General features: G+C 70.2%; 24 protein-coding genes and 4 tRNA genes. 9 read left to right on the forward strand and 19 right to left on the reverse strand.

Going from position 1 to position 21,463, the window contains the following annotated elements; all coding sequences use genetic code 11:
- Positions 1-133: 133 nt before the first annotated feature.
- From RM788_RS13810 to RM788_RS13840, 7 genes are all read right to left on the reverse strand, one after another.
- Positions 134-682 (reverse strand): MerR family transcriptional regulator, encoded by a 549-nt coding sequence (locus tag RM788_RS13810; RefSeq protein ID WP_399344987.1) that lies wholly within the window; start codon positions 680-682, stop codon positions 134-136.
- 428 nt (positions 683-1,110) lie between these two features.
- Positions 1,111-1,584 carry a bifunctional nuclease family protein gene (locus RM788_RS13815; RefSeq protein ID WP_106195876.1) on the reverse strand — a complete coding sequence of 158 codons (474 nt, stop codon included), beginning with the start codon at positions 1,582-1,584 and terminating at the stop codon, positions 1,111-1,113.
- Between the two features lie 172 nt (positions 1,585-1,756).
- Positions 1,757-2,461 (reverse strand): transcriptional regulator FtsR, encoded by a 705-nt coding sequence (locus RM788_RS13820; protein WP_315932045.1) that lies wholly within the window; start codon positions 2,459-2,461, stop codon positions 1,757-1,759.
- The gene (gene garA / locus RM788_RS13825) at positions 2,458-2,922 is read right to left on the reverse strand and encodes a glycogen accumulation regulator GarA (protein WP_106195872.1); all 465 of its coding nucleotides are present in this window, start codon (positions 2,920-2,922) and stop codon (positions 2,458-2,460) included. The genes RM788_RS13820 and garA overlap by 4 nt, the downstream gene beginning before the upstream one ends.
- Positions 2,923-3,035: 113 nt before the next feature.
- Positions 3,036-3,437, reverse strand: coding sequence for a glycine cleavage system protein GcvH (gcvH, locus tag RM788_RS13830; protein WP_315932046.1), 402 nt, complete (start codon positions 3,435-3,437; stop codon positions 3,036-3,038).
- Between the two features lie 90 nt (positions 3,438-3,527).
- Positions 3,528-4,088 (reverse strand): cardiolipin synthase ClsA, encoded by a 561-nt coding sequence (locus RM788_RS13835; RefSeq protein ID WP_315932047.1) that lies wholly within the window; start codon positions 4,086-4,088, stop codon positions 3,528-3,530.
- An 840-nt stretch (positions 4,089-4,928) separates the two neighbouring features.
- The gene (locus tag RM788_RS13840) at positions 4,929-5,168 is read right to left on the reverse strand and encodes a hypothetical protein (protein WP_315932048.1); all 240 of its coding nucleotides are present in this window, start codon (positions 5,166-5,168) and stop codon (positions 4,929-4,931) included.
- A 522-nt stretch (positions 5,169-5,690) separates the two neighbouring features.
- Between RM788_RS13840 and RM788_RS13845 the strand changes: the two genes are divergently transcribed.
- The 3 genes from RM788_RS13845 to RM788_RS13855 all read left to right on the forward strand — a co-directional run bounded on the left by RM788_RS13845 (position 5,691) and on the right by RM788_RS13855 (position 7,223).
- A complete protein-coding gene (locus tag RM788_RS13845) occupies positions 5,691-6,299 on the forward strand; it encodes an FMN-binding negative transcriptional regulator (protein WP_315932049.1) in 609 nt (202 codons plus the stop codon).
- A gap of 97 nt (positions 6,300-6,396) precedes the next feature.
- A complete protein-coding gene (locus tag RM788_RS13850; protein WP_315932050.1) occupies positions 6,397-6,669 on the forward strand; it encodes a hypothetical protein in 273 nt (90 codons plus the stop codon).
- A gap of 176 nt (positions 6,670-6,845) precedes the next feature.
- Positions 6,846-7,223: an anti-sigma factor antagonist gene (locus tag RM788_RS13855; RefSeq protein ID WP_315932051.1), complete on the forward strand. Its 378-nt coding sequence runs from the start codon at positions 6,846-6,848 to the stop codon at positions 7,221-7,223.
- A 7-nt stretch (positions 7,224-7,230) separates the two neighbouring features.
- Here RM788_RS13855 and RM788_RS13860 read toward each other — a convergent pair whose 3' ends face one another.
- The gene (locus tag RM788_RS13860) at positions 7,231-8,034 is read right to left on the reverse strand and encodes an ATP-binding protein (RefSeq protein ID WP_315932052.1); all 804 of its coding nucleotides are present in this window, start codon (positions 8,032-8,034) and stop codon (positions 7,231-7,233) included.
- 104 nt (positions 8,035-8,138) lie between these two features.
- On the opposite strand from RM788_RS13860, the gene RM788_RS13865 reads away from it, so the two are divergent.
- Together RM788_RS13865 and RM788_RS13870 are read left to right on the forward strand one after the other, a co-directional pair.
- A complete protein-coding gene (locus tag RM788_RS13865; protein ID WP_315932053.1) occupies positions 8,139-8,570 on the forward strand; it encodes an ATP-binding protein in 432 nt (143 codons plus the stop codon).
- Complete coding sequence (locus tag RM788_RS13870; protein ID WP_315932054.1) at positions 8,567-9,385, forward strand: SigB/SigF/SigG family RNA polymerase sigma factor; 819 nt, start codon at positions 8,567-8,569, stop codon at positions 9,383-9,385. The genes RM788_RS13865 and RM788_RS13870 overlap by 4 nt, the downstream gene beginning before the upstream one ends.
- A gap of 7 nt (positions 9,386-9,392) precedes the next feature.
- Here RM788_RS13870 and RM788_RS13875 read toward each other — a convergent pair whose 3' ends face one another.
- From RM788_RS13875 to RM788_RS13890, 4 genes are all read right to left on the reverse strand, one after another.
- Positions 9,393-9,689: a WhiB family transcriptional regulator gene (locus tag RM788_RS13875; RefSeq protein ID WP_315932055.1), complete on the reverse strand. Its 297-nt coding sequence runs from the start codon at positions 9,687-9,689 to the stop codon at positions 9,393-9,395.
- A 223-nt stretch (positions 9,690-9,912) separates the two neighbouring features.
- On the reverse strand, positions 9,913-10,125 hold the full coding sequence (locus RM788_RS13880; protein WP_315932056.1) for a hypothetical protein: 213 nt from the start codon (positions 10,123-10,125) through the stop codon (positions 9,913-9,915).
- Between the two features lie 61 nt (positions 10,126-10,186).
- Positions 10,187-11,968 (reverse strand): thiamine pyrophosphate-requiring protein, encoded by a 1,782-nt coding sequence (locus tag RM788_RS13885; protein WP_315932057.1) that lies wholly within the window; start codon positions 11,966-11,968, stop codon positions 10,187-10,189.
- A gap of 51 nt (positions 11,969-12,019) precedes the next feature.
- Positions 12,020-12,715 (reverse strand): M50 family metallopeptidase, encoded by a 696-nt coding sequence (locus RM788_RS13890; protein ID WP_315932058.1) that lies wholly within the window; start codon positions 12,713-12,715, stop codon positions 12,020-12,022.
- 223 nt (positions 12,716-12,938) lie between these two features.
- On the opposite strand from RM788_RS13890, the gene RM788_RS13895 reads away from it, so the two are divergent.
- Positions 12,939-14,141: an HNH endonuclease signature motif containing protein gene (locus RM788_RS13895; RefSeq protein ID WP_315932059.1), complete on the forward strand. Its 1,203-nt coding sequence runs from the start codon at positions 12,939-12,941 to the stop codon at positions 14,139-14,141.
- Between the two features lie 130 nt (positions 14,142-14,271).
- Here RM788_RS13895 and RM788_RS13900 read toward each other — a convergent pair whose 3' ends face one another.
- From RM788_RS13900 to RM788_RS13930, 7 genes are all read right to left on the reverse strand, one after another.
- The gene (locus RM788_RS13900) at positions 14,272-15,099 is read right to left on the reverse strand and encodes an NsdA family TPR-like regulatory protein (protein ID WP_315932060.1); all 828 of its coding nucleotides are present in this window, start codon (positions 15,097-15,099) and stop codon (positions 14,272-14,274) included.
- Positions 15,096-15,818, reverse strand: a complete 723-nt coding sequence (locus RM788_RS13905; RefSeq protein WP_315932061.1) for a DUF4383 domain-containing protein — start codon at positions 15,816-15,818, stop codon at positions 15,096-15,098. The genes RM788_RS13900 and RM788_RS13905 overlap by 4 nt, the downstream gene beginning before the upstream one ends.
- Positions 15,819-16,041: 223 nt before the next feature.
- Positions 16,042-16,118 (reverse strand) — tRNA-His (locus tag RM788_RS13910).
- 2 nt (positions 16,119-16,120) lie between these two features.
- Positions 16,121-16,192: transfer RNA gene (locus tag RM788_RS13915), tRNA-Leu, on the reverse strand.
- Between the two features lie 118 nt (positions 16,193-16,310).
- Positions 16,311-16,382: transfer RNA gene (locus RM788_RS13920), tRNA-Glu, on the reverse strand.
- Positions 16,383-16,449: 67 nt separating this feature from the next.
- A tRNA-Arg gene (locus RM788_RS13925) sits at positions 16,450-16,523 on the reverse strand.
- A gap of 227 nt (positions 16,524-16,750) precedes the next feature.
- Complete coding sequence (locus RM788_RS13930) at positions 16,751-18,184, reverse strand: PucR family transcriptional regulator (protein WP_315932062.1); 1,434 nt, start codon at positions 18,182-18,184, stop codon at positions 16,751-16,753.
- 79 nt (positions 18,185-18,263) lie between these two features.
- Between RM788_RS13930 and RM788_RS13935 the strand changes: the two genes are divergently transcribed.
- The 3 genes from RM788_RS13935 (at position 18,264) to RM788_RS13945 (ending at position 21,404) form a co-directional block, all read left to right on the forward strand.
- Complete coding sequence (locus RM788_RS13935) at positions 18,264-19,637, forward strand: thiamine pyrophosphate-dependent enzyme (RefSeq protein WP_315932063.1); 1,374 nt, start codon at positions 18,264-18,266, stop codon at positions 19,635-19,637.
- Positions 19,638-19,710: 73 nt separating this feature from the next.
- On the forward strand, positions 19,711-20,526 hold the full coding sequence (locus RM788_RS13940; RefSeq protein WP_315932064.1) for a transglutaminase-like domain-containing protein: 816 nt from the start codon (positions 19,711-19,713) through the stop codon (positions 20,524-20,526).
- The gene (locus RM788_RS13945) at positions 20,523-21,404 is read left to right on the forward strand and encodes a transglutaminase family protein (protein WP_315932065.1); all 882 of its coding nucleotides are present in this window, start codon (positions 20,523-20,525) and stop codon (positions 21,402-21,404) included. The genes RM788_RS13940 and RM788_RS13945 overlap by 4 nt, the downstream gene beginning before the upstream one ends.
- Positions 21,405-21,463 lie beyond the last annotated feature (59 nt).

Genomic DNA, 21,463 nt, shown 5'->3' on the forward strand with positions numbered 1-21,463 from the left:
AGAGGGGCCCCAAGTCAAATCGGCCACCCCACAACGCAACCAACCCCGCACCACACCTGCACTACCCCAGCCACCCAGCCACACACGACTCACCGCGCACAGCCCCAAGCCGCACAGCGCCCCCCACCACCGATCAACCGATCGCCCGGTTCCGCCTCCGCCTGGACAGCTCGTCATCGCTAACCGAATCCCCGTCCACACCATCCACCCGCTCCGCCGGGAACTCGTGAATGGTGCCGCTGATCTCCCGCATCGCCCCGCTCACCGCGATGCCGAACACCCCCTGCCCGCCCTGAAGCAGATCGACGACCTCCTCGGCGGAGGTGCACTCGTAAACCGTCGTCCCGTCGCTGAACAGCGTGATCCTGGCCAGGTCCTGCACACCGCGCTGACGCAGGTGCTCGACGGCGACGCGGATGTTCTGGAGCGAGACGCCGGTGTCGAGAAGCCGTTTCACGACCTTGAGGACCAGGATATCCTTGAACGAGTACAGCCGTTGGCTCCCCGAGCCCTGCGCACTCCTTATCGTCGGGTTGACCAGTCCGGTGCGCGCCCAGTAGTCGAGTTGGCGATAGGTGATCCCGGAGATCTGGCACGCGGCGGGCCCGCGGTAGCCGACGTACTCGTCCGGCAGCGAGGAGTCCGGGAACAGCTCACCTTGTTCCCCGGATCCGGCCCGCATGGGCGCTTCCTCTGCCACGCCTGCCTCCCCTCGGCCGGCCTGACGACCGGCGACCGTCACCGGCGGTTCCCGTGGACGGGGAACACCGGCCGTGAAGCTGCTGCGCTGTGGAATCACATCGTCGCAATTCACTTGAGTTCGACGGTAGGACCGGGGTGGGGGCAGGTCAACGCGACGCGCGGGACGGGTCTTTCCTCAACCTCAGGTTGAGGGTGAGGGAATACGCCCAACTGACCCGTTCGAGTGACGTTTAGTGATCGTTTAGCCGAACGCCAATGACATTGGGTAGCGCGGCCGTGTGACACCCGTTAGCGGGGTCCGCCCGAGTGATCGTCACGCTCCGTCATCGACCCGACTGGTCCCGGACGCGAAGAAGGCCACTCACGGGACCCGTGAGTGGCCTTCTCGGCGCGTTCAGGTTCGAAATCTCAGGTGTCGGCGCCGCGGAAGTCCTCCGGCGAGATGGAGTCGAGGAACTCGCGGAACTTCTCGACCTCGTCCTCCTGCTCGTCCGGGATGATCAGCCCCGCTTCGGCGAGCACGGACTCGTCGGCGTGGATCGGCACCCCGACCCGCAGCGCGAGCGCCACCGAGTCGCTTGGCCGTGCCGACACCCGCACGTCGCCGTCGAAGACCAGCTCGGCGTAGTAGGTGCCCTCTTGCAGATCTGTGATCCGGACCTGTTCCAGCTGACGGCCCAAGGCGCCGATGACGTCCTTGAGGAGGTCGTGGGTGAGGGGCCGGACGGGCCGCACACCCTGCTGTTCCAGGGCGATGGCGGTTGCCTCGACCGACCCGATCCAGATCGGCAGGTACCGCTCGCCCTCGGTTTCGCGCAGCAACAGGATCGGCTGGTTGGCGGGCAGTTCCACCCGCACTCCCACGACGCGCATTTCGCTCATCGGGTATCGCCTCCCTCAGCGCGCTGAACCACGGCGTCCCCGTACGACAACGAGGATCCTCCACGTACATCTTCGACGCTACCCGCCAAGCGGGCAGGTTGCCCCACTGGAGTCCACTTCGACATCACGATGCGGACAACGCGGTCACACCGGTCCGGTGCCCCCGATATCGCTATCCACCTGCGACACCGCGCAGACCGGCCTTCACCAGCAGTGTGTGCAACGTGACGGACAGCACTGCCAATTCCCGGAGGACGTCCTCGGCGCGACCGCGCGCTTCGGGATCTCGCTGCCGGTAGAGCGGTGTGACGATCTGCTCGAGCAATCCGACTTCGCGGTCCGCGGACGCGCGGAATGCGCGGAGGTGGCGCGGTTCGATGCCGTATTCGGTCATCGCGCGCACGGTCGTCGCGACGACCACCGACTCCGGGTCGTAGAACCCGGCGGCGCCCGCGCGGATGATCCCGTACTGCTCCAGGTCCGCCAGCGTGGTCTTGCTGATGCCGGACTGCGCGAGGAACTCCTCGCGGGTCAGCCTCGACGTGCTGGGCGACTGCTCGAAGTGCTCGACGGTCGGCACGCCCTCGACCGCCACCAGCGCGCGCCTCGGCGGCTCGTCGGCGGTGTCGAGCTGCTGCTTGATGACCTTCAACGGAAGGTAGTGGTCCCGTTGGGCGGCCAGGACGAAGCGCAACCGCTCGACATCGGCGGAGGTGAACTGCCGGTAGCCCGAAGCGGTGCGTGCCGGGCGGACCAGTCCCTCGGATTCCAGGAAGCGGATCTTCGAGATGGTCACGTCGGGGAACTCGGGGCGAAGCTGTGACAGCACCGCCCCGATGCTCAACCCACCGCGCTGCGGCCGCCCGGCAGCCGTCACTGCGCCCCCTGGCCCCCGGCTCCCGGACCGGTCAGGAACACGAGGCGGAACTTGCCGATCTGGACCTCGTCGCCGTTCGCCAGCACGGCCTGGTCGACCGGTTCGCGGTTGACGTAGGTGCCGTTGAGGCTGCCCACGTCGATCACCACGAACTCCCCGCCTTCGCGGCGGAACTCGGCATGGCGCCGGGAGACCGTCACGTCGTCGAGGAAGATGTCGCTGTCCGGGTGCCTACCCGCACTGGTGGTGTCGCGGTCGAGCAGGAACCTGGACCCCGCGTTGGGGCCGCGCTTCACCACCAGCAGGGCTGACCCGGCGGGGAGTGCGTCGACGCCCGCGACCGCGGGCTCCTTCGCGGGCGCTTCCGCGCCCTCCACGTCGGCGAGGAAATCCGCCCGGAAAACGGAGGTCCGCTCCGGGGACTGCTCTGGCGGAACGCCTGGCCCGTCGTTCATGCTCACCTGAGCTCTCCTCCTGCTGCTGGAACCGTCGAGACCACTAGAACCTATCGTGCCCGAGCCCTCACCCGAGGAGCGGCTCCCGAAGAGGCCGAGAAGACGTCGGAAGATCGTCGTCACTCCCCCGCCGCCAGCTCTTGGTACGCGGTGGCGTCGAGCAGGTCGTCGACCGCGCTCGGGTCGCCGAGCCGCAGTTCGATCATCCAGCCCTCGCCGTACGGATCGGAGTTGACCAGGTCGGGCTGCTGGTCGAGCGAGTCGTTGCGGGCGACCACCTCTCCGGCGAGCGGCGCGTAGATGTCCGAGACGCTCTTGGTGGACTCCACCTCACCGAGCGTCTGCCCGACGTCGACGGTCTCGCCGAGTTCGGGCAGCTGGACGAACACGACGTCGCCCAGTTGCTGCTGGGCGTAGTCGGTGATGCCGATGCGCACGGTGGCGTCACCCGTGCGCAGCACCCACTCGTGCTCCTCGGTGTACTTGAGCTCCTCGGGAATCACCGCGGTGCGCTCCTTCATGGTGGTCTTCCCCGCTCGCCCTGCTGGACGAGTCCGTCAGTGTCGAAGGGTGATCTTCGCACGCGGAATCCTCCCACGCGTCTCACCCGTTCAGGCAGCCAGCACCCCTGGAGAGCGACGTACGGCGAGCACGAGTTGGTAGACGTACAGCCCCGCGGACCACAGGTACAGCGCGCCACCCCACAGCATGAACGCGTACGCGATCGGGCGCGCGATCTCCGCGGCCGTCGAACCACCCTGCGCGAGCAGCAGCACGGGGAACGCGTAGAGCAGGTTGAAGGTCGCCGCCTTGCCCAGGTAGCTCACCTCGAACGGGCCGTAGCCGTACCGCCGCAGGACCAACAGGCACACCCCCACCAGCGCTTCCCTGCCCACCAGGATCGCCGCGATCCACCACGGCACGATCTCCCGCACCACGAACGCCAGCAGCGTCGCGAAGATGTACAACCGGTCCGCCGCCGGATCCAGCAACATCCCCAACTTGCTCGTCTGGTCCAACCAACGCGCCAACTTGCCGTCAAGCCAGTCCGACGCCCCCGCCGCCGCGAGCACCACCACCGCCCAACCATCGGCGTGCGGACCGAGCAGCAGGTAGAGGAACAACGGCACCCCGAACAACCGGAGCACGCTCAACGCGTTCGGAACGGTCACCCACCGATCACCGGCGTCCTGACCAGCCTGGACCACGTCCCTCACACTCCCCCGTCACGCGCCGCCCGACACACGACCGGCCACGCGGGGAATGCTAATGCCGCAGGTCGAACCCCACCTCCGCCAGGCTCACGGCAGTCACCAGGCACCCCGGCGAACACCGGAACCACAGGTGAACAGGGTGGCGCGATCGATACCCGACCGAGTGGCGAGAACACGAGCGGGTGATTTGGCCAGTCACACGCCGCACAGTCCCCAACAGCGGCCGCAGTTCACCCATGCGGGTGGAATCCAGCACCAAGGATCCGAACAGCAACTCCACCCAAACGAAAGCAAGGTCCAGTCCGGCACAGCCCAGATGCCCGACCAAAGCAAAACCAGGCGCCTAGTCAGGCGCAGCCTGATTGCTTGATCCGGCGCAGCCCGGATGCCCTATCGACGCGCAGCGAGGTGCCCTGCCGATGCGAAGCCAGGTGCCTTGTCAGGCGCAGCCTGATGCTTGATCCGGCGCAGCTCGGATGCCCGGCCGACGCGCAGCGAGGTGCCCTGCCGACGCGCAGCGAGGTGCCCGGTCCGTCGCGGAGCGTCGGATCCCCAATGCCCAAACCCAAAGCCAGGCCTTGTCGGGCGGAGCCCGATGCCCGAGTCAGGCGAAGCCTGATGCTGGCGCAGCCAGACCTACCCCTGCACCCGATCCGAAGCCATCTCTGTGCTCACCCCATCTTGTCAAGGCATCTTTCCCGCCTTGACAAGATGGGGTGAGCACAGAACACTCGGCGACCGGGTAAAGGCATCCCCCACCCACAACGACACCAGCCGCAACCGCCCACAACGCACCGATCAGTTACTGCTGCACCGCGTGTGCGTCCACCCACGCCGTTGCAGATCCGCCCCCGTGAACGCCTGCGGCCGCCCCCGGTCGTCCACCCCGACCCACCTAGCCCGAAAGCCCTCGAGCACGTACGCGTGCCCCTTGCTCCACACCACACTGCACGGCGCGGTCGGCAGCGCGCCGGACCCGGCAGGCCGCGCCGCCTCGGACGTCGCGATCTCGGGCCGGGTTTCCGTGGTGGTGCTCATGTGCATCCCTCCGCTGGGACTGTCTCGACGTGGCGTTCGGGGTTGTCCACGTGCCGTCGATTCTGCGGGACTGTGGCGAGCGACACCGTTCGTTCCGGCCCTCCGCTCGCCCACCGAACCCCTCCCCGCGCCGAGCTGTCCCCGAATTACGCCGCACGGTCCGCAGACCGATCGGGCCGACAACCGCTCACCGCTCACCGACAGCCGCACACCGCCCCACGAACTACACCCGCACTGATCAACTTCCGGAAAACCCCAGCTCAACCTCCTAACAGAGCGACTAAACCCAATCCCGAGACGATCACCGCCACCTGCCGGAACCACCCCAGCCGAACAACCACCAGCCCGAACGGGCACCCCGAAAACCACCCCCAACAGCACCAACACCCCACCCCACGACCACAACCACGAACTTCCACCGGACGAGTGGCACCCCACTCACCACCCCACCAGAAGTGGCCCCCCAAAACAGCCCATCACTGGCCCTCCCCACCAGGCCACTTCCCCACGATGCTCACGTGCATGCTCATCCACCCCTGGGACGCCCCACCCGAAGACGAATGGCGCCCGTGGCTGTCCGCCCACGACTTCGGGCAGCTCGTCGCGACCGGCCGCGACCGCGACTTCCCGGTGGTCGTGCCGACGCACTTCTCCTTCGACGGCGAGGCCACCGTCCGCCTGCACCTGGCCCGCCCCAACCCCGTCTGGCAGGCGCTGGCCGAGAACCCGCACGTCCTGCTCACCGTGCTCGACGACTACACCTACGTGCCCGCCGACTGGGGCACCACCAACGTGCCCACCTCCTACTACGCGACCGCTCAGCTCGCCTGCACCGCCGTGGTCGTCGACGACCCGGCCGCGAAAGCCGGGCTGCTCACCCGTCAGCTGGCGCACTTCGAGCCACCCGGCGGACGCGCGGACGTGTCCGCGGACGACGACACCGACCGCAGGCTGCTGCCGGGGATCCGCGGCCTGGAGCTGACCGTGCGGGAGGTCAGGGCGAAGTTCAAGTACGGCGGGAACAAGTCCCCGGAGACCCGTGCGCGGGTCGCCGAACGGCTCGGGGAACGGGGTGAGCGGCACGACGCGGCGGCACGACGGCACGTCCTGAACCGCGACCCGGCTCCTTAGCCTGGGCTAACGTGGGGTTCGACCGCGTGACACGGGGCCGTCCCCCGTGCGGATCCGGTCGAGGTTAAGAGGGTGCCAGGTGACCGGGTTCAGACGGTTGAGCACAACGGACCACATGGAGATCCGCCGCTGGGCGGAGAGCAGGGAGGCCGCGCCCGTCGCGCAGCTGGGTTTCGACTTCCCGGAGTACGACGACGACCTGGACCCGATGGCGTGGGACCGGTGGTTCGAGGAGTTCGACGCGCGCGGCATGGAGTTCGTCTACCAGGTCAGCGAGACGGAGCGGCCGACCAACTTCTACCAGCTCAGGCCCCGTGACCCCGGCCGGGCGCTGACCGCCCAGGACTCGCGGGCACCCCGGTCCTTGTGATGGTTCATCACGTTACGTACGGTGGACACCGCAGCGGTTGAGCCAACAGCCGCGCCGGGGAGTTCCGGCGGGCTCGCACGGCCACCGTTCGCTGCATCATGCGCACTGTCACGCCGCCTGCGCCCACCAGGACTCCCCGCTCCACGCGCAAAGCACCAATCATGAGGGAGATCCACGTGACGGTCCAGGATCCGAACGTCGCGGAAGCGAACCGCGAAGACCAGGCCATCGGCCTCGCGGTGAGCCACCCGGCGCAGGACGTCACCGTCGTGTCCGTCTCCGGCGAGGTCGACATGGTCTCCGCCCCGGCACTGCGCGCCGCCGTGAACACCAACCTGGTCGACAACGGCAAGCTCGTGCTCGACCTGACCGGGGTGTCGTTCCTCGGCTCCGCGGGGCTCGCCGTGCTGGTGGAAGCCGCTCAGCAGAGCAGGAGCAGATCGGTCGCGTTCGGCGTCGTGGCGGCCGACCGGGCGGTGACCAGGCCCATCGTGGCCACCGGGCTCGGCGAGGTGTTCGACGTCCACCCGACGCTCGCCGAGGCGCTCGGCTGAGTCGTCCTCACCCGATGACCGCCACCACGTCCGCCAGGTGCCGCACCCCGGAGGCGTCGAGCGCCTTCCACACGGGGGTGCCGGGTTGGGCGAGCACGACGACCCGGTTCCCCGCGGCCGAGGCCGCGTCGGCGACCGCGAACACGGCCTCCACCGCGCCCGCGTTCCGCGCGCCCAGCGCCGCGAGGTCGACCACGACCGGGACCGAGCCGCCGCGGGCGACGGTGAGCAGGGAGCGGCGCAGGGTGGCGGCGGTGTCCTCGGGCACGTCGCCGCGCACGACCACGTGCACGCCGGACTCGCGCTCCTCCACCAGCACCTCATGGCCGTGCCGCCGGGTCGGGACCCCGGCGTCGGCGGGTCGTGGCGGCCGCAACGACCGGCACAGCCGCACCGTCGTGCCGGCGGAGGTGCGCTCCACGACGACCTGGTCGACGTTCTCGCGCATCAGCAGCAGTCTGCGGCCGCGGTCGGACAGCGCGGCGGGCGGCACCCGCCAGCGGCCGTCGTCGGACACGACCACCACCACCGTGCCGTCGGGCTCCAGGTCCGCGGACACGCGTACCGTTCCGTCGACGCCGGGCGGATAGGCGTGCTCGGCGGAGTTGGAGACGGCCTCGTTGACGGCGACCAGGAGGTCGTACGCGGCGTCGTCGTCGGCGCCTGCCGACTCCGTCCAGCCGCCGAACCGGGCCCGCAGCTCGGCGAGGTGGTTCGAGCGCGTTCGGAAGTCGAGCACGAAGCGCCCGACGGGGTCGTCGTCCCCGTCGGCGCGGTGCTCGAGACCATCGACAGGTGGTTTCGCGCGCATCAACCGGGACTTCCCACGACGGGCCGCGCTCACACGTGTGAAACGCGACCGATTCGGGTAGATAGGGCCATGGCCATCGATACAGGACGGACTACGAGGTGAGCGTGTCGCAAACGGAGCCGCAGCGCGGTGAGTCGGAGAGCACCCTGCAGGGGGTCGAGCTGCGCATGGCGGCCAACCCCACGCAGTTGTCGATCGTTCGCGCGGTGGCGGCGGACATCGCGATGCGGCAGGACTTCGACCTCGACTCCATCGAGGACCTCAAGCTCGCCGTGGACGAGGCGTGTTCCACGCTGATCGCACTGGCCGCGCCCGACGCCGTGCTGAGCGCGCGGTTCGTGGTGACGGACGGTGTCGTCCAGGTCGCGACGCAGGTCGGGTCGAAGCGTTCGTCACCGCCGGACCGGGACAGCTTCGGCTGGCGGGTGCTGAGCGCGCTGGTGGACTCGGTGACCACGTGGGTCGCACCGCAGGCCGGTGATGACGAGTACGTGGTCCACATCGACTTGGTCAAGCGCGGGTTGGTGGATGCGTGACCGAGACCGGCGCGGAGACCACGACGACCCAGGCCCCCGGCCCGGCGGCGTCGTCGGGCACGCGGGGCGACTACGACCACCTCGCACCGCTTTTCGTGACGTTGGCGGCCACCCCGGCCGACGACCCGCGACGGGAACGGCTGCGCGATGAACTGGTGACCGAGCACCTGCCGGTCGCCAAGCACATCGCGCGCAGGTTCGGCAACCGCGGCGAGCCGCACGACGACCTCGTGCAGGTGGCGACGGTCGGTCTGATCAACGCGGTGGACCGGTTCGACCCCGAGCGCGGCAGCGACTTCCTGTCGTTCGCCGTGCCGACGATCATGGGCGAGGTCCGGAAGTACTTCCGGGACTCCAGCTGGTCGGTGCGGATGCCCAGGCGGCTCAAGGAGCTGCACCTGGCGATCAACGCGGGGTCTTCCCGGCTGTCGCAGACGTTGGGTCGGGCGCCGACTCCCAGTGAGCTGGCCGCGCACCTCGGGCTTTCCCGCGAGGAGGTCCACGAGGGGCTGGCGGCGGGCAACGCCTACCACAGCGCGTCGCTGGACGACATGCTGCTGGCGGACGACAGCTCGATCTCGCTGGGCAACACGCTCGGTGCCAACGATCCCGAGATGGAGGTGATCGAGCAGCGGGAGGCGCTGAACCCGCTGCTCGAACAGCTACCGGAACGGGAACGGAAGATCGTGGTCATGCGGTTCTTCGGCAACATGACCCAGACCCAGATCGCGGAGAAGATCGGCATCTCGCAGATGCACGTGTCGCGCTTGCTGGCGAAGACCTTGCGCCAGCTGCGCGACGGCCTGGAGGAGTGACCAGGCCCTAGGCGACACGGAGGCGACGACGGGCCGACGCGATGATCTTGCGTCGCTCGTCCTCGCCCATCCCGCCCCACACGCCGTACGGCTCCTGCGCCTCGAGCGCGTGCTGACGGCACTGCTCCAGCACCGGGCACGCCGCGCAGATCTGCTTCGCGCGGTTCTCCCGCGCCGACCGCGCCGAGCCCCGCTCGTTGTCCGGGTGGAAGAAGATCGCGCTGTTGGCACCTCGGCAGGAGCCGTCGATCTGCCAGTCCCACACATCGGCAACCGGCTTGGGCAGGCGGGTCGTGCACGTCATGGCGTTCTCCTCGCGGTAACTGTTCGGCGAGACAGAACTACCCGTGCACGAGACGACCGCAAACCTGTCGCACACCGCTTTCTGGCGGCCTGCACCGGATCGTGTTACCGGTAGATCGACCGATCGGGCGGAATGCCTGGTGACGGACATGCGGAAACCGGTTCGGTGATCACCGGCACACCGGATCGGGTGTCGATCACCGAGGTGGGGCGTTTTCGGGTGTTCAGACCTCGTCGGGCTGCACGTCCGGTTCCTCCTGGGCCAGCCTGGCGTCGAGCGGCTCACCCTCGCGCTGCTCGGCCGACGTCGTGCCGAACTTGTCGGCCCCGGACCACCCGTAGGACGCCTCGACGCCCTCGTCGAGCGGGTCGAGCCCCAGTTCGTCCTCGTCGGTCTCCTCGGTGGTGTCCAGCGGGATCTCGTTCGGGTCGGTCATCTCGCTCCTGTCGTTGATCGTCACCGCCCACCGTAAGCCGCCCGCGCGGGGTCCGCAGGGCTCAGCCGAGGAACTCCCGCGACTTCGTCCGCAGTCCCTTCACGACGACGTCCCAGGCGTCCGGGTCGCCGCGCAGGACGGCCTCGGTGACGGACTTCAGCTGTTCGAAGGAGGCGTGCGGCGGGATCGGCGGGATGTTCGGGTCGCAGCGCACGTCCAGCACCACCGGCACGTCCGCGCTCAGCGCCCGGTCCCAGGCGGGGCCGAGGTCGTCCGGCTTGTCGACGGCGATGCCCTCCAGACCGACGCCGCGGGCGAACCCGGCGTAGTCGAACTCCGGCAGCACCTGGGACTCCTCGAACTTCGGCGCCCCGCCCATCCCGCGCAGCTCCCAGGTGACCTGGTTGAGGTCGTTGTTGTGGAACACGCACACCACGCACCGCTGGTCGGCCCACAGGTGCCGGTAGCGGGCCAGGGTGAGGAGTTCGGCCAATCCGTTCATCTGCATCGCCCCGTCGCCCACCAGCGCCACCACGGGCCGGTCCGGGTGCGCGAACTTGGCGCCGATCGCGTACGGGACCGCGGCGCCCATCGTCGCCAGCGTCCCGGACAGCGACCCGCGCATCGTGCCGCGCATCCGGAGCTGGCGCGCGTACCAGTTCACCGCCGATCCCGAGTCCGCGGTGATGATCGCGTCCTCCGGCACGCGGCTGGAGAGCTCCGACACGACCCGCATCGGGTTGACCGGGGTGGCCTCGACCATCGCCTGCTTGGCCATGACCTCCCACCACTCCTCGACGTCGCGCTCGACCTTGGCGCGCCAGGAGCGGTCCTCCTTGCGCAGCAACAGGGGCAGCAGGGCCCTGAGCGCGCCGCCCGCGTCGCCGAGGAGCGTGCACTCGACGGGGTAGCGCAGGCCCATGTTGCGGCCGTCCACGTCGATCTGGACGGCTCGCGCCTTGCCGTACTCGGGCAGGAACTGCGAGTACGGGAAGTTCGAGCCGACGATGACCAGCGTGTCGCAGTCGCGCATCATCTCGTAGCTCGGCCGGGTGCCCAGCAGTCCGATCGAGCCGGTCACGTACGGCAGCTCGTCGGACAGCACGTCCTTGCCCAGCAGCGCCTTCGCCACCCCGCCGCCGGTCAGGTCGGCCAGCGCGCGCACCTCGTCGACCGCGCCGCGGGCGCCCTGTCCGATGAGGATCGCGACCCGCTCACCGGTGTTGATCAGCTCCGCCGCGCGGACCAGCTCGGCCTCGGCGGGGACCGCGACGGCGACCGGGTTGCTGGGCGGGCTCGACGGCACGTGCTTGAACTCGTGCTTGGGCGGCGAGTACGGCAGTTCCTGCACGTCGGCGGGGATGATCACGACGGTGGGCGCCCGCTGGGCGAGCGCCGTGCGCATGGCGCGGTCCAGCGCGTTCGGCAGCTGCTCGGGAACGTCGACCTCGACCATGAACTCGCTCGCGACGTCCTTGAACAGCGCCTGGAGGTCGACCTCCTGCTGGTAGCTGCCGCCGCGCGCGGTGCGGGCCGTCTGCCCGACGACGGCCACCACGGGCACGTGGTCGAGCTTCGCGTCGTAGAGCCCGTTGAGCAGGTGGATCGCGCCCGGCCCGGACGTGGCCATGCAGACGCCGACCCGGCCGCTGAACTTCGCGTACCCGACCGCCTCGAACGCGGCCATCTCCTCGTGCCTCGCCTGGATGAACGCGGGCTTGTTGTCGGCCTTCCCGAACGCGGCGACGATCCCGTTGATGCCGTCACCCGGATAGGCGAAAACCTGCTCCACGCCCCAATCGCGCAGGCGTTCCAGCAGGTAGTCGGCAACGGTCTCGGACATGGGTCCTCCCTGGGTCGGCGTGCCGAGGGGGTACCCGCGTGGCGGAGGACGTCACATGTCGACGAGCAGCAGACCGCCGAAGTAGAGGCACGCCAGCGCCACGGCGCCGAACACCAGCACCCACAGCGTGCCGGGAACGCCGGTGAGCCGGGCGAGCTGGTCGGCGTCGGAACTGGGCGCCCGGCCGCGCACGCGCTTGCGCTGGAGCTCCCAGACCGGCCGCACGCCGCCCACGAGCAGGAACCAGCAGACCAGGTAGCCGAACGCGTCCTGCACGGGCTGCGTGGCGAACCACGACACCGCGAACACGATCCCGCCGGTCACCACGACCGAGATGACGCCGAAGACGTTGCGGATCATCACGAGCATCGCCACCAGCAGGGCGGTGCTGACCCACAGCAGCGGCCGGATCTGCTCCGCCGCGACCAGCACGGCCCCTCCCAGCCCCAGCAGGGACGGTGCCACGTACCCGGCGAAGCCGGTCAGGACCATCCCGAACCCGGTGGTGCGCCCCCGCGACACCGTCACGCCGGAGGTGTCGGAGTGCAGCGTGATCCCCGACAGCCTCCGACCGCTGAGCAACGCGAACAGCGCGTGGCCGCCTTCGTGGGCGATCGTCACCACGTTCCGGCTGACCCGCCACACCGGTCGGCTGAGCACCAGGAACAGCGCCACCGCGGCCGATCCCAGGATGACCACGGCGTCCGGCCGCTCCCAAAACCGCTCGATCGTCGACATCGCGTCCATCGCACCAGTGTGCTGGTGTCCGCGGGTGGGACCGCTGCTGGGTGCGCGGGCGGCCCCGTCACCCGATCCGATCTGGCGCGATCCCCACCGTTTCCGTGGTGGTGCACGCGTTTCGCGAGTGGCCACCACTCTGCCGGTGAGCGTTGCTTCGAATCACTCGATATAACCGCAGTTCGTGGTTGTTCGGATGGTTTTGACCAGTGGTCAACAATATTATTGGGATATGGACGGATTGGGGCTGCTTGACGACGCGGGGCTGATGGATGCCTTGCGCGTTGAGGTTGAGCGCGCCCGGTCCGCGCACGCGTCGGTGTTGGCGGTGGTGGCTGAGGCGCGGGCTCGTGGGTTGGAGGTCCGGTCGGGGTATCGGAGCTTGGCGGAGTTGGTCAAGCACGTGGTTCGGGTGGATATCGGTGAGGCGAAGCGGTGGGTGGCGCAGGCGTCTGCGGTTTTCCCATCGGTCACACCGACCGGTGCCGTGGTGGCTGTTCCACTGCCTGTGGTGGCGGAGGCTGTGGCCGAAGGCGTGTTGTCCTCGGCGCACTTGGACGTGCTGGTGGGCGCGATGGCCGGGTTGCCCGTGGAGGCGGAGCGGATCCTGGTGGATGTGGCTCGGTCTGCTGAGCCCGCGGGGGTGCGGGCGGTGGCCGCCGGTATCCGGGCGCGGATCGATCAGGACGGGCGGGAGCCCGATGACCGTGAGCTGGTCCAGCCGCTGAACCTGTTGCATCTGCGGACGAAGGCGGATGGTCGGGTGGAGTTCAGCGGCCGGTTGGGTGCTGAGCAGGGTGGGCTGTTGCGGGCGTTGATCGGGCCGTTGGCCAAGCCGCACGCCCCCGACGCCGCCGGCCAGGACACCCGCACTCTGCCGGAGCGTCAGGGTGATGCATTGGCGGATGTGCTGAACCTGGCATCGCGCTCGCGGGATCTGCCGATCGAGGCCGGGGAACGTCCGCATGTCACCGTGACCGTCGACTACAAGACCCTGGTGTCGGGTGTCGGGACCGCAACCCTCGGGGATTCCAGCGTGATCAGTGCCGGTGAAACGCGTCGGATCGCGTGCACCGCCGGGATCATCCCCGCCGTGATGGGTGAGCGCAGCGAGGTCTTGGACATCGGGCGGATGTCACGCCGGTTGACTCCGCACCTGCGGCGGGCGCTCCACCTGCGGGATGGCGGGTGCGCTTTTCCGATGTGCGACCGCCCACCCAATTGGGCTGATGCCCATCACATTCGGGAATGGCATCGGGGCGGGGATACCAGTGTCGACAACCTGGTGTTGTTGTGCCGCCGTCATCATGTGCTGATCCACCACAGCGAATGGGAAGTCCGGATGACGGGCGGACTCCCTTGTTTCCATCCGCCCGCGTTCATCGATCCTCTTCGGAGACCGGTGTACAACGCGGTGCGAAGACTCGCGGGCTAGCGCGGACGAACAGCGATTTCCTCGATGGGGCATCGCCCGTCAGCCATCTAGGCGGTGGTCCCGAACTCCTCGATCAGCTCCACCAGCCCGCGCGCCTCGTCGTGGCCGCGGGCGGCGTGCAGCAGCGGCCTCATGCGATCGGCGGTGCGGGCCGAACGGATGGGGATCGCCCGCGCACGGCGGTGTGGCCCAGGTCGACGGCCTCCTCCACCTCGCCGGCCAGGAAACTGGTGGTGGACAAGGAGATCAGGCAGAACACCCGGCTGCGCGCCATGTCCTCGGGATATCCCTCGACGGCTTCGGACAGAGCGGTCACGGCGTGCTCGACGTGCTCCAGTTCCCCCGCCTCGACCAGGTCCGCGTGCACGGTTCCCACCATCGCGACCAGGTCGTTCGCGGTGAAGAACCGGGCCCAGTCCGGAGCGGACCCGGCGTCCGCCGCGGCGAAGTTCTCCTGGGCGCGGGCGAGCAGGGCGACCGCTTCCGCGGAAGCGCCCGTCTTCGCGTGCGTCCAGGCGAGGTTCGCGTCCACGATCGCCAGCTCCAGCCCCGATCCGGCGGCCGCCTGCCCGCTGGCCTCGAACTCCCGCAGCGCCTCGTCGAAGGCGTTGTGGTGCAGGAAGACCCGGCCGAGCCGGTAGTGGACGTTCGCGGCCAGCGAGTCGTTGCCCGCCTCGATCGCGAGTTCCAGCGCCGAGTCGAAGTGCGACCGCGCCGCCTCCGCGCGACCGAGGTCGAACAGGATCCAGCCCGCCAGGTTGTGCAGGTCGGCGAGCGCCACGTGCAGCCGGGTGCGGACCTCCGTCGACGCGATGCCGCCGAGCAGACGGCGGCCGGTCGACAGCTGGGCGAGCACGGCGGCGGCGCAAGCGCCACCGCCGTGCTCGTAGTCCAAGGCCCTCAGGGTGTGCGTCGCGGCTTCGAGACCCGCCACGTCCGCCACACCGATGTGGGTCAATGGCCGACCCGGTGCTTGGTGTCGTCCGCCGCGGTCACGGCGTCCTTGTGCACCGGCGCGGGCTCCGTGCGCGGCTCCGCCACCTCGGTGGTGCGGACGTCGTTCGCGCGGACCTCGTCGGTGCGGATGTCGTGGGTGCGGACGTCGTCGGTGCGCACGTCGTGGTCGGTGCGGACGTCGTGGTCACGCAGGTCGTGGTTCTGCTCCGGCACGATCCGGTCGTGGTGCACCGGCTCGGTGACGACGTGCTCCTCGACGACCGGCTCGTCCACGACGATCTTGCGACGCGCGGGCAGCACGGCGATCAGCAGGCCCACGACCGCGAAGCCGAGGTGCAGCCAGTTGTCGTTCGAGTTGAGCGCCAGCGGGTTGCCCAGGCCGGAAACCGGGTTGCTGGAGATGACGCCCGCGAGCATCAGGCCCCAGACGAACACCGCGCCGTAGGCCAAGAACAGGATCCAGCCGTAGACGCGGGCCATGGCGGAACTACCCGCCAGCAGCAGCCCGAGCACACCGAAGGCCAGGTGGATGACGTTGTGCAGGGGATTCACCGCGAAGCCGAGCAGCATCGAGTGCTGCTCACCGGCGAAGTCGCCGAATCCCGTGCGGATGAAGCCCAACACGCCCGCTGCGATGAACAGCACGGACATGAGGACCACCAGCACCTGTGCCGGTTGCAGGCCGGCGACCTTGACACGCCCAGCAGTCGAGTTCTTCATGGCGCGTGGTTACCCGCATCACAGCAGTTTGAAACGAAGAACGCTCACGTTGGGGAGTGCGCCCATCACGGTCCGGTGACCCCGGCGGACGGCCCCGGCACTTGGCGACATGCACGAGGGCCGTGGGCTGTACGGGGGCAGCCGAACTGGTGGCTTCTGCTGCTCTTGCGCCACATGGCGCGTACGCACTCCGACGTCTGGAACAAACCGAAAACCACCGCGTTGGGGAGATCGGTGGGACTCGAACCCACTTGCACCGGGATCACGACCCGGCCCCTCGTCCACTTCGGGATCGATCTCAGTACCTCCGGCGCGAGTCGAACGCGCACTGGCCGGGTTTTGAACCCGGCGCCCTCCCATTGGGCTACGAAGGCTCGTCCGGATGGGGGGCGGGTGCAGCGGCCCCGCTCCCCACCGGTACCGGACAGGAGTTCACCTAGCGGACCTCGCCGTGCCGAGGTGTTCCCGACCCACCCCATGAAGGTCGGGCTGTGGCGCGTACGGGGGTCGAACCCGTGTTTCCGGAGTGAGAGTCCGGCGTCCTGACCACTGGACGAACCCGCCTGGTCGCCGAACTCGCGAAGAAGGGGCGGCATTGGACGCCCGCACCCCTTCCCCGAACCGCCGGCAGCACCCCAACCCGGATTCGAACCGGGGACCCCGGCGTTCGTAGCGCCGTGCTCTGTCCAGCTGAGCTATTGGGATATCGCTGATAACGCACAACAAAAAGGAGCCGCCGACCGGTTTCCCGGTCGACGGCTCCCCGTCGCGACCTCAACCGCAGGTCACAACAGGGAGCCCCGACCACGTCGGAGATGGAGGAATAGCGCCGCGGCACCGGTCCACTCCGATTCCCGTTCGATCATGGCCTCCTCCTTCCGTTCGCTGCGTTGGCACAACTATGAACGATTCCGCGCCGACCGGCAAAGCATTTATCCGCCTTCGACGACAGCGGGCCACTCCGGTGGCAACCAGCTGATCGCGCACCACAGGTCGGTGCGGTCCTGGGCTGATGAGAGGTCGAGTCCGAGCGCGCTTTCGACGTGCCCCATGCGGTGCCGGACGCTGTTGCGGTGCACGCCGAGCACGGCGGCGCTGCGGTCCCAGTTGCCGTGCTGCGCGAGCCACGCCCGAGCGGTCTCGACGAGTTCGACGGCCGAGGGCGAACGGTTCCCGGCCAGCGGCGCGAGCAGCCCGCACGCGAACCGCCGCGCCCGCGCGGGGTCGACCAGGGCGGTGACGCCGGAGCCCTCGTCCGCCCGCACCGTCCGGCCGGTGGCGCGGGCGCGGCGCAGGAGCGCGGCCGCTTCCCGTTGCGCGGCAGGCAGTTCGGCGGCCGCGGCGGGGGCGCTCACACCGACCACCAGGTCGGGGTCGGTCACCGTGCCGGCCGCGACGACCGCGTGGAACCCGTCGTCCAGCACGTCCACCAGCGGTGTGCCCAGCACGTCGGCCAGCCGTTCGTACCCCTCACCGCCCGACCCGGCGACGACCTGGAACGACGTGTCGCCGAGCAGCCCTTCGAGCAGCGGGGCGGGATCGCCGCCGAACACCAGTCGGGCGGCCAGCCGCGCGGTCGGATCCGGGTCCGGGCGCAGCAGGGCGAGCAGCGCGAGGGCCACGGCGACCACGGCCCGGTCGGCCACCGAGAACGACCGCGGCCTGCCGAGCACCAGCACGGACGGCCGCCGCCCGACCCGTTCGACCGGGTTGAGCACGAGCTGGTCGCCGCCCAGCGTCGTGCCCGCGCTGCGCGGTCCGCTGCCCGCTCCGACCCGTGCGGCGAGCCGCGCCAGGTCCGCGGTCGGCCCCGGCGCCTCCCCGGCACGGGCCAGCACCTCGCCGTCGGCGTCGAGCAGCAGCGCCCAGCAGTCCAGCGCGTCGACCAGCGCGGCGAGCGTGCCCTCCACCGGCGCGGGCCGGACCGCGGCCCTGGTCATCGCGCGCTGGCTGTCGGCGAGCAGCCGCAGTTCGACGTTCTGCGCCTCGGCCAGCGCCGCGCCCACGGCCTGGCTGACCGCCATGAACGGCGTCCCCGGCGGCACGGCGACCAGCGGCAGCCGGTGCGCGCGGCAGGCGTCGACCAACTCCTGGGGCACGGCGTTGTGCACCGGCGTGACCCCGAACCCGAGCGCCGACACCCCGCGCCCGACCAGGCCCGCCACGTAGGCGTCGACGTCGTCCGGGTAGGTGACCCCGGCGGTGAGCAGCAGCTCCTGCCCCAGCAGGTACGGCGCCGGGTCGACCAGCTCGCTCACGTGCGCCCAGCACACCGGTCGGTCGAGTTCGTCCTCGCCGACCAGTACGGTCAGCCCGAGGTCCTCCCGCTCGACCAGCGCGGCCAGCGGAACGGTGCGCAGCACCACGATCGCCTCCGAAGTGCACAACGCGTCGACGCGTGTTGTGCGAATCGTCCACTTACCGGCCAAGCGTGCGCTTCCTACCGTGGGTGGCACAAGCTTCGGGGAGGGCTGCGACATGGTTCCGGGGGCACGCGGGCGCACCGGTGGCGACGTGGTCGCCGAGACGCTGGCGGCCCTGGGCGCGCGGACCGTGTTCGGACCGCTGGCGCTCGGCCCCTTCGAGGCGATCCGGCGGTCCGGTCTGCGGCACGTCAGCGGCCTGAACACCGGGGCCATGGCGGACGGCCACGCCAGGAGCGGCGGCGAGGTGACCGCGCTGCTGCTGCTGCCGGGCGAGGCGGGCGACCTCGTGGCGTCGGGCCCCGTGGTGGCCATCGGCTGCGGGGCGGGCCGTGAGGTCGTCGGGTCCGCCGCCGAGATCCCGGCGGCGCTGGCGCGGGCGTGGGACGACGCGGCCACGGCGCCGTTCGGGCCCGTGCGGGTGAGGATCCCGGAACACGTGCTGCTGGAGCGGACCTCGGCCCCGCCCGTGCCCGCGATCGTGCCGTGCCCGCGGTCGATCGTGCCGGACGCCGACCTGATCGCGCTGGCGGCGAAGCTGCTGGACGACGCCGTGCGGCCGGTGGTCATCGCGGGAGGCGGTGTCGTGCGCGGGGACGCGCGCGCCGAACTGCTGGCGCTGGCGGAGAAGCTGCGCGCGCCGGTGCTGACCACGTTCGGCGGCAGGGGCGCGTTCCCCGTCGACCACCCGCTGTCCGCCGGGTCGTGGCTCGCCGACCCGCGCACCGCCCGGTTCCTGGCCGACGCCGACGTGGTCCTGGTGGTCGGGTCCGGGCAGGACGTGCCGCACCGGATCCGGATCGACGCGGACCCCGGCAGGCTGGACCAGCGCGCGCTCGGCGTGCACGGCGAGGCCCGGTTCGCGCTGGCGGACCTGGCCGACGCCGTGACGGCCCGCGCGCCCGACGGCGTGGCGGAGGGCGGGGTGCGGGCGCTGCTGGAGCTGGTCGGCGAGCCGGAACCGCCGCTGCTCACCGCGATCCGCGCGACCCTGCCGGACCACTCGCCGACCTACTGGGACCGCACGCCCTTCGGCGATCTGCCCTGGACCACCTGGGACCCGCGCGACTCCGGCGCGGTGAACGGCGCCCCGGACGGCCTCGGCCGCGCGCTGCCCGCCGCGATGGGAGCCGCCGCGGCGCTGGGCGACCGCGTGCCCGTGCTGGCGGTGTCCGGCGGCGACGGGGCCACGCGGGGGATGCCGGAACTGGCAGCGGCCGGCCGGCACGGCCTGCGGGTCGTCTGGCTGATCGTCGACGGCGGCCGGGACCTGGTGACGCTCGCCGACACGTTCGGCGTCGCCACGGCGGCGAGCACCGCGGCTACCGTGGGCGAGGACCTCGTCGACGCGTTCGCGGGCGCCGGACCGCGCGTCGTGGTGCTGCGACCGGCGTGACGCGGCTCCGCCGCAAGACACCCGATGATCCTGCCGTTACCCAGAAGTAACGCGGGCAGAGCACGATCTCCCAATGGGAGAGCGACGGCTGCGCATCGGCTGCGAGTTCACGTACGAGGCCGCCATCAGGACGCCCACGGTGTTCCAGGTGCAGGCGAACGACGAACCGCGGGTCAAGGTCCTGTCCGAGGAGTGGTCCATCGAGCCCGAGGTCGGCTCGCACGGCTACTTCGACCTCTACGGCAACCCGTGCCTGCGGGTGGTGCTGCCGCAGGGGATGTCGACGCTGACCTACGACGCGCTGGCCGTGGTCCCGGACGCCGTCGAGGAGTTCGACGAGGACGCGCCGGAGGTCATGCCGGAGCAGCTGCCCGACGACGTGCTCATCTACACCCTGCCCAGCCGGTACGTGCTCCCCGACATGCTGGCCGACGAGTCGTGGTCGCAGTTCGGGTCGATGCCGACCGGCTACCGGCGGGTGCAGGCCATCACCGAGCACGTGCACAACCACCTGACGTTCAGCTACGGCAGCAGCGCCCCCACTTCCACGGCGTTGGACGTCTTCAACTCCGGGTACGGCGTGTGCCGCGACTTCACGCACCTCGCGATCTCGTTCTGCCGCGCGCTGAACATCCCCGCGCGCTACGTGTTCGGCTACCTGCCCGACATCGACGTCAAGCCGTCGCCGGACGTGATGGACTTCGCCGCGTGGATGGAGGTCTGGCTGGGCGACCGGTGGTGGACCTTCGACCCGCGCAACAACCGCCGCCTCAAGGGGCGGGTCGTGGTCGGCCGCGGCCGCGACGCCTCCGACGTCGCGATGGCCACGACGTTCGGCGGTCCGATGCTGCACTCGATGGTGGTCCACGCCGAGGAGGTCCTGCCATGACGCTCAGTCCTGAGCTGCTGTCCCGCCCGCTGCTCGACCACACGGGGCTGGACCTCGAAGCCGCCGAGCGGGTCACCTACGTGCTGGAGCAGAGCCTGCACTACGGCTACGACCAGCCGATCGAGCTGCTCGACCACCGCCTCGTGGTCGTCCCGCTCGCCCGGCACGGCAACCAGCACCGCCGCGCGCACCGCGTGGACGTCGCTGGTGCCGCGGTCCGCCGCCGGTCGCGGCTCGACGGGCACGGCAACACCGTCGTCCGGGTGCGGGCGGACCGCGTCGAGGAGGGGGTGAAGTTCAGCGTCGTCGCGCTGCTGGAACGGGTCCGCGCGGACGGTCCGACGCACCTGGCGGCATCGGCGCTGCACGACCCCCGCCTGCTGCGGCCGACCAGGCTGACCACTCCGGACGACCGGTTGCGCGACCTGGCCGCGGGCGTCGGACGGGGTACGCCGCTGGAGCGGGCCGAACGGATCTGCGCGTTGGCGCACGACGCCATCCACTACGAGTACGGCGTGACGTCGGTCGAGACGACCGCGGCCGAGGCGCTGTCGGGTGGGCGCGGGGTGTGCCAGGACTCGGCGCACGTGATGATCACGTTGTGCCGCCTGGTCGGCGTGCCCGCGCGGTACGTGTCCGGGCACCTGCTCGGCGAGGGCGGGACGCACGGGTGGATGGAGGTCGTTGTCGCCGACGGGGACGACGCGATCGCCGTGCCGTTCGACCCGTGCAACGGGCGCAGGGCCGGGGCGGACTACCTCACGGTGGCGACCGGCCGCGACTACTCGGACGTGGCGCCCACGTCGGGGAGCTACAGCGGGACGCCGAACAGCACGCTGACGACCAGTCGGCGGGTCGGTGTGCTGAGCGCGGCGTAGCGGACGGGCGGGCGGAACGCTTGACCTCCAGTTAGCTGGAACTCCTACGTTCGGGTGAT

It is taken from the genome of Umezawaea sp. Da 62-37 (assembly GCF_032460545.1).
Taxonomy (GTDB): Bacteria; Actinomycetota; Actinomycetes; order Mycobacteriales; family Pseudonocardiaceae; genus Umezawaea.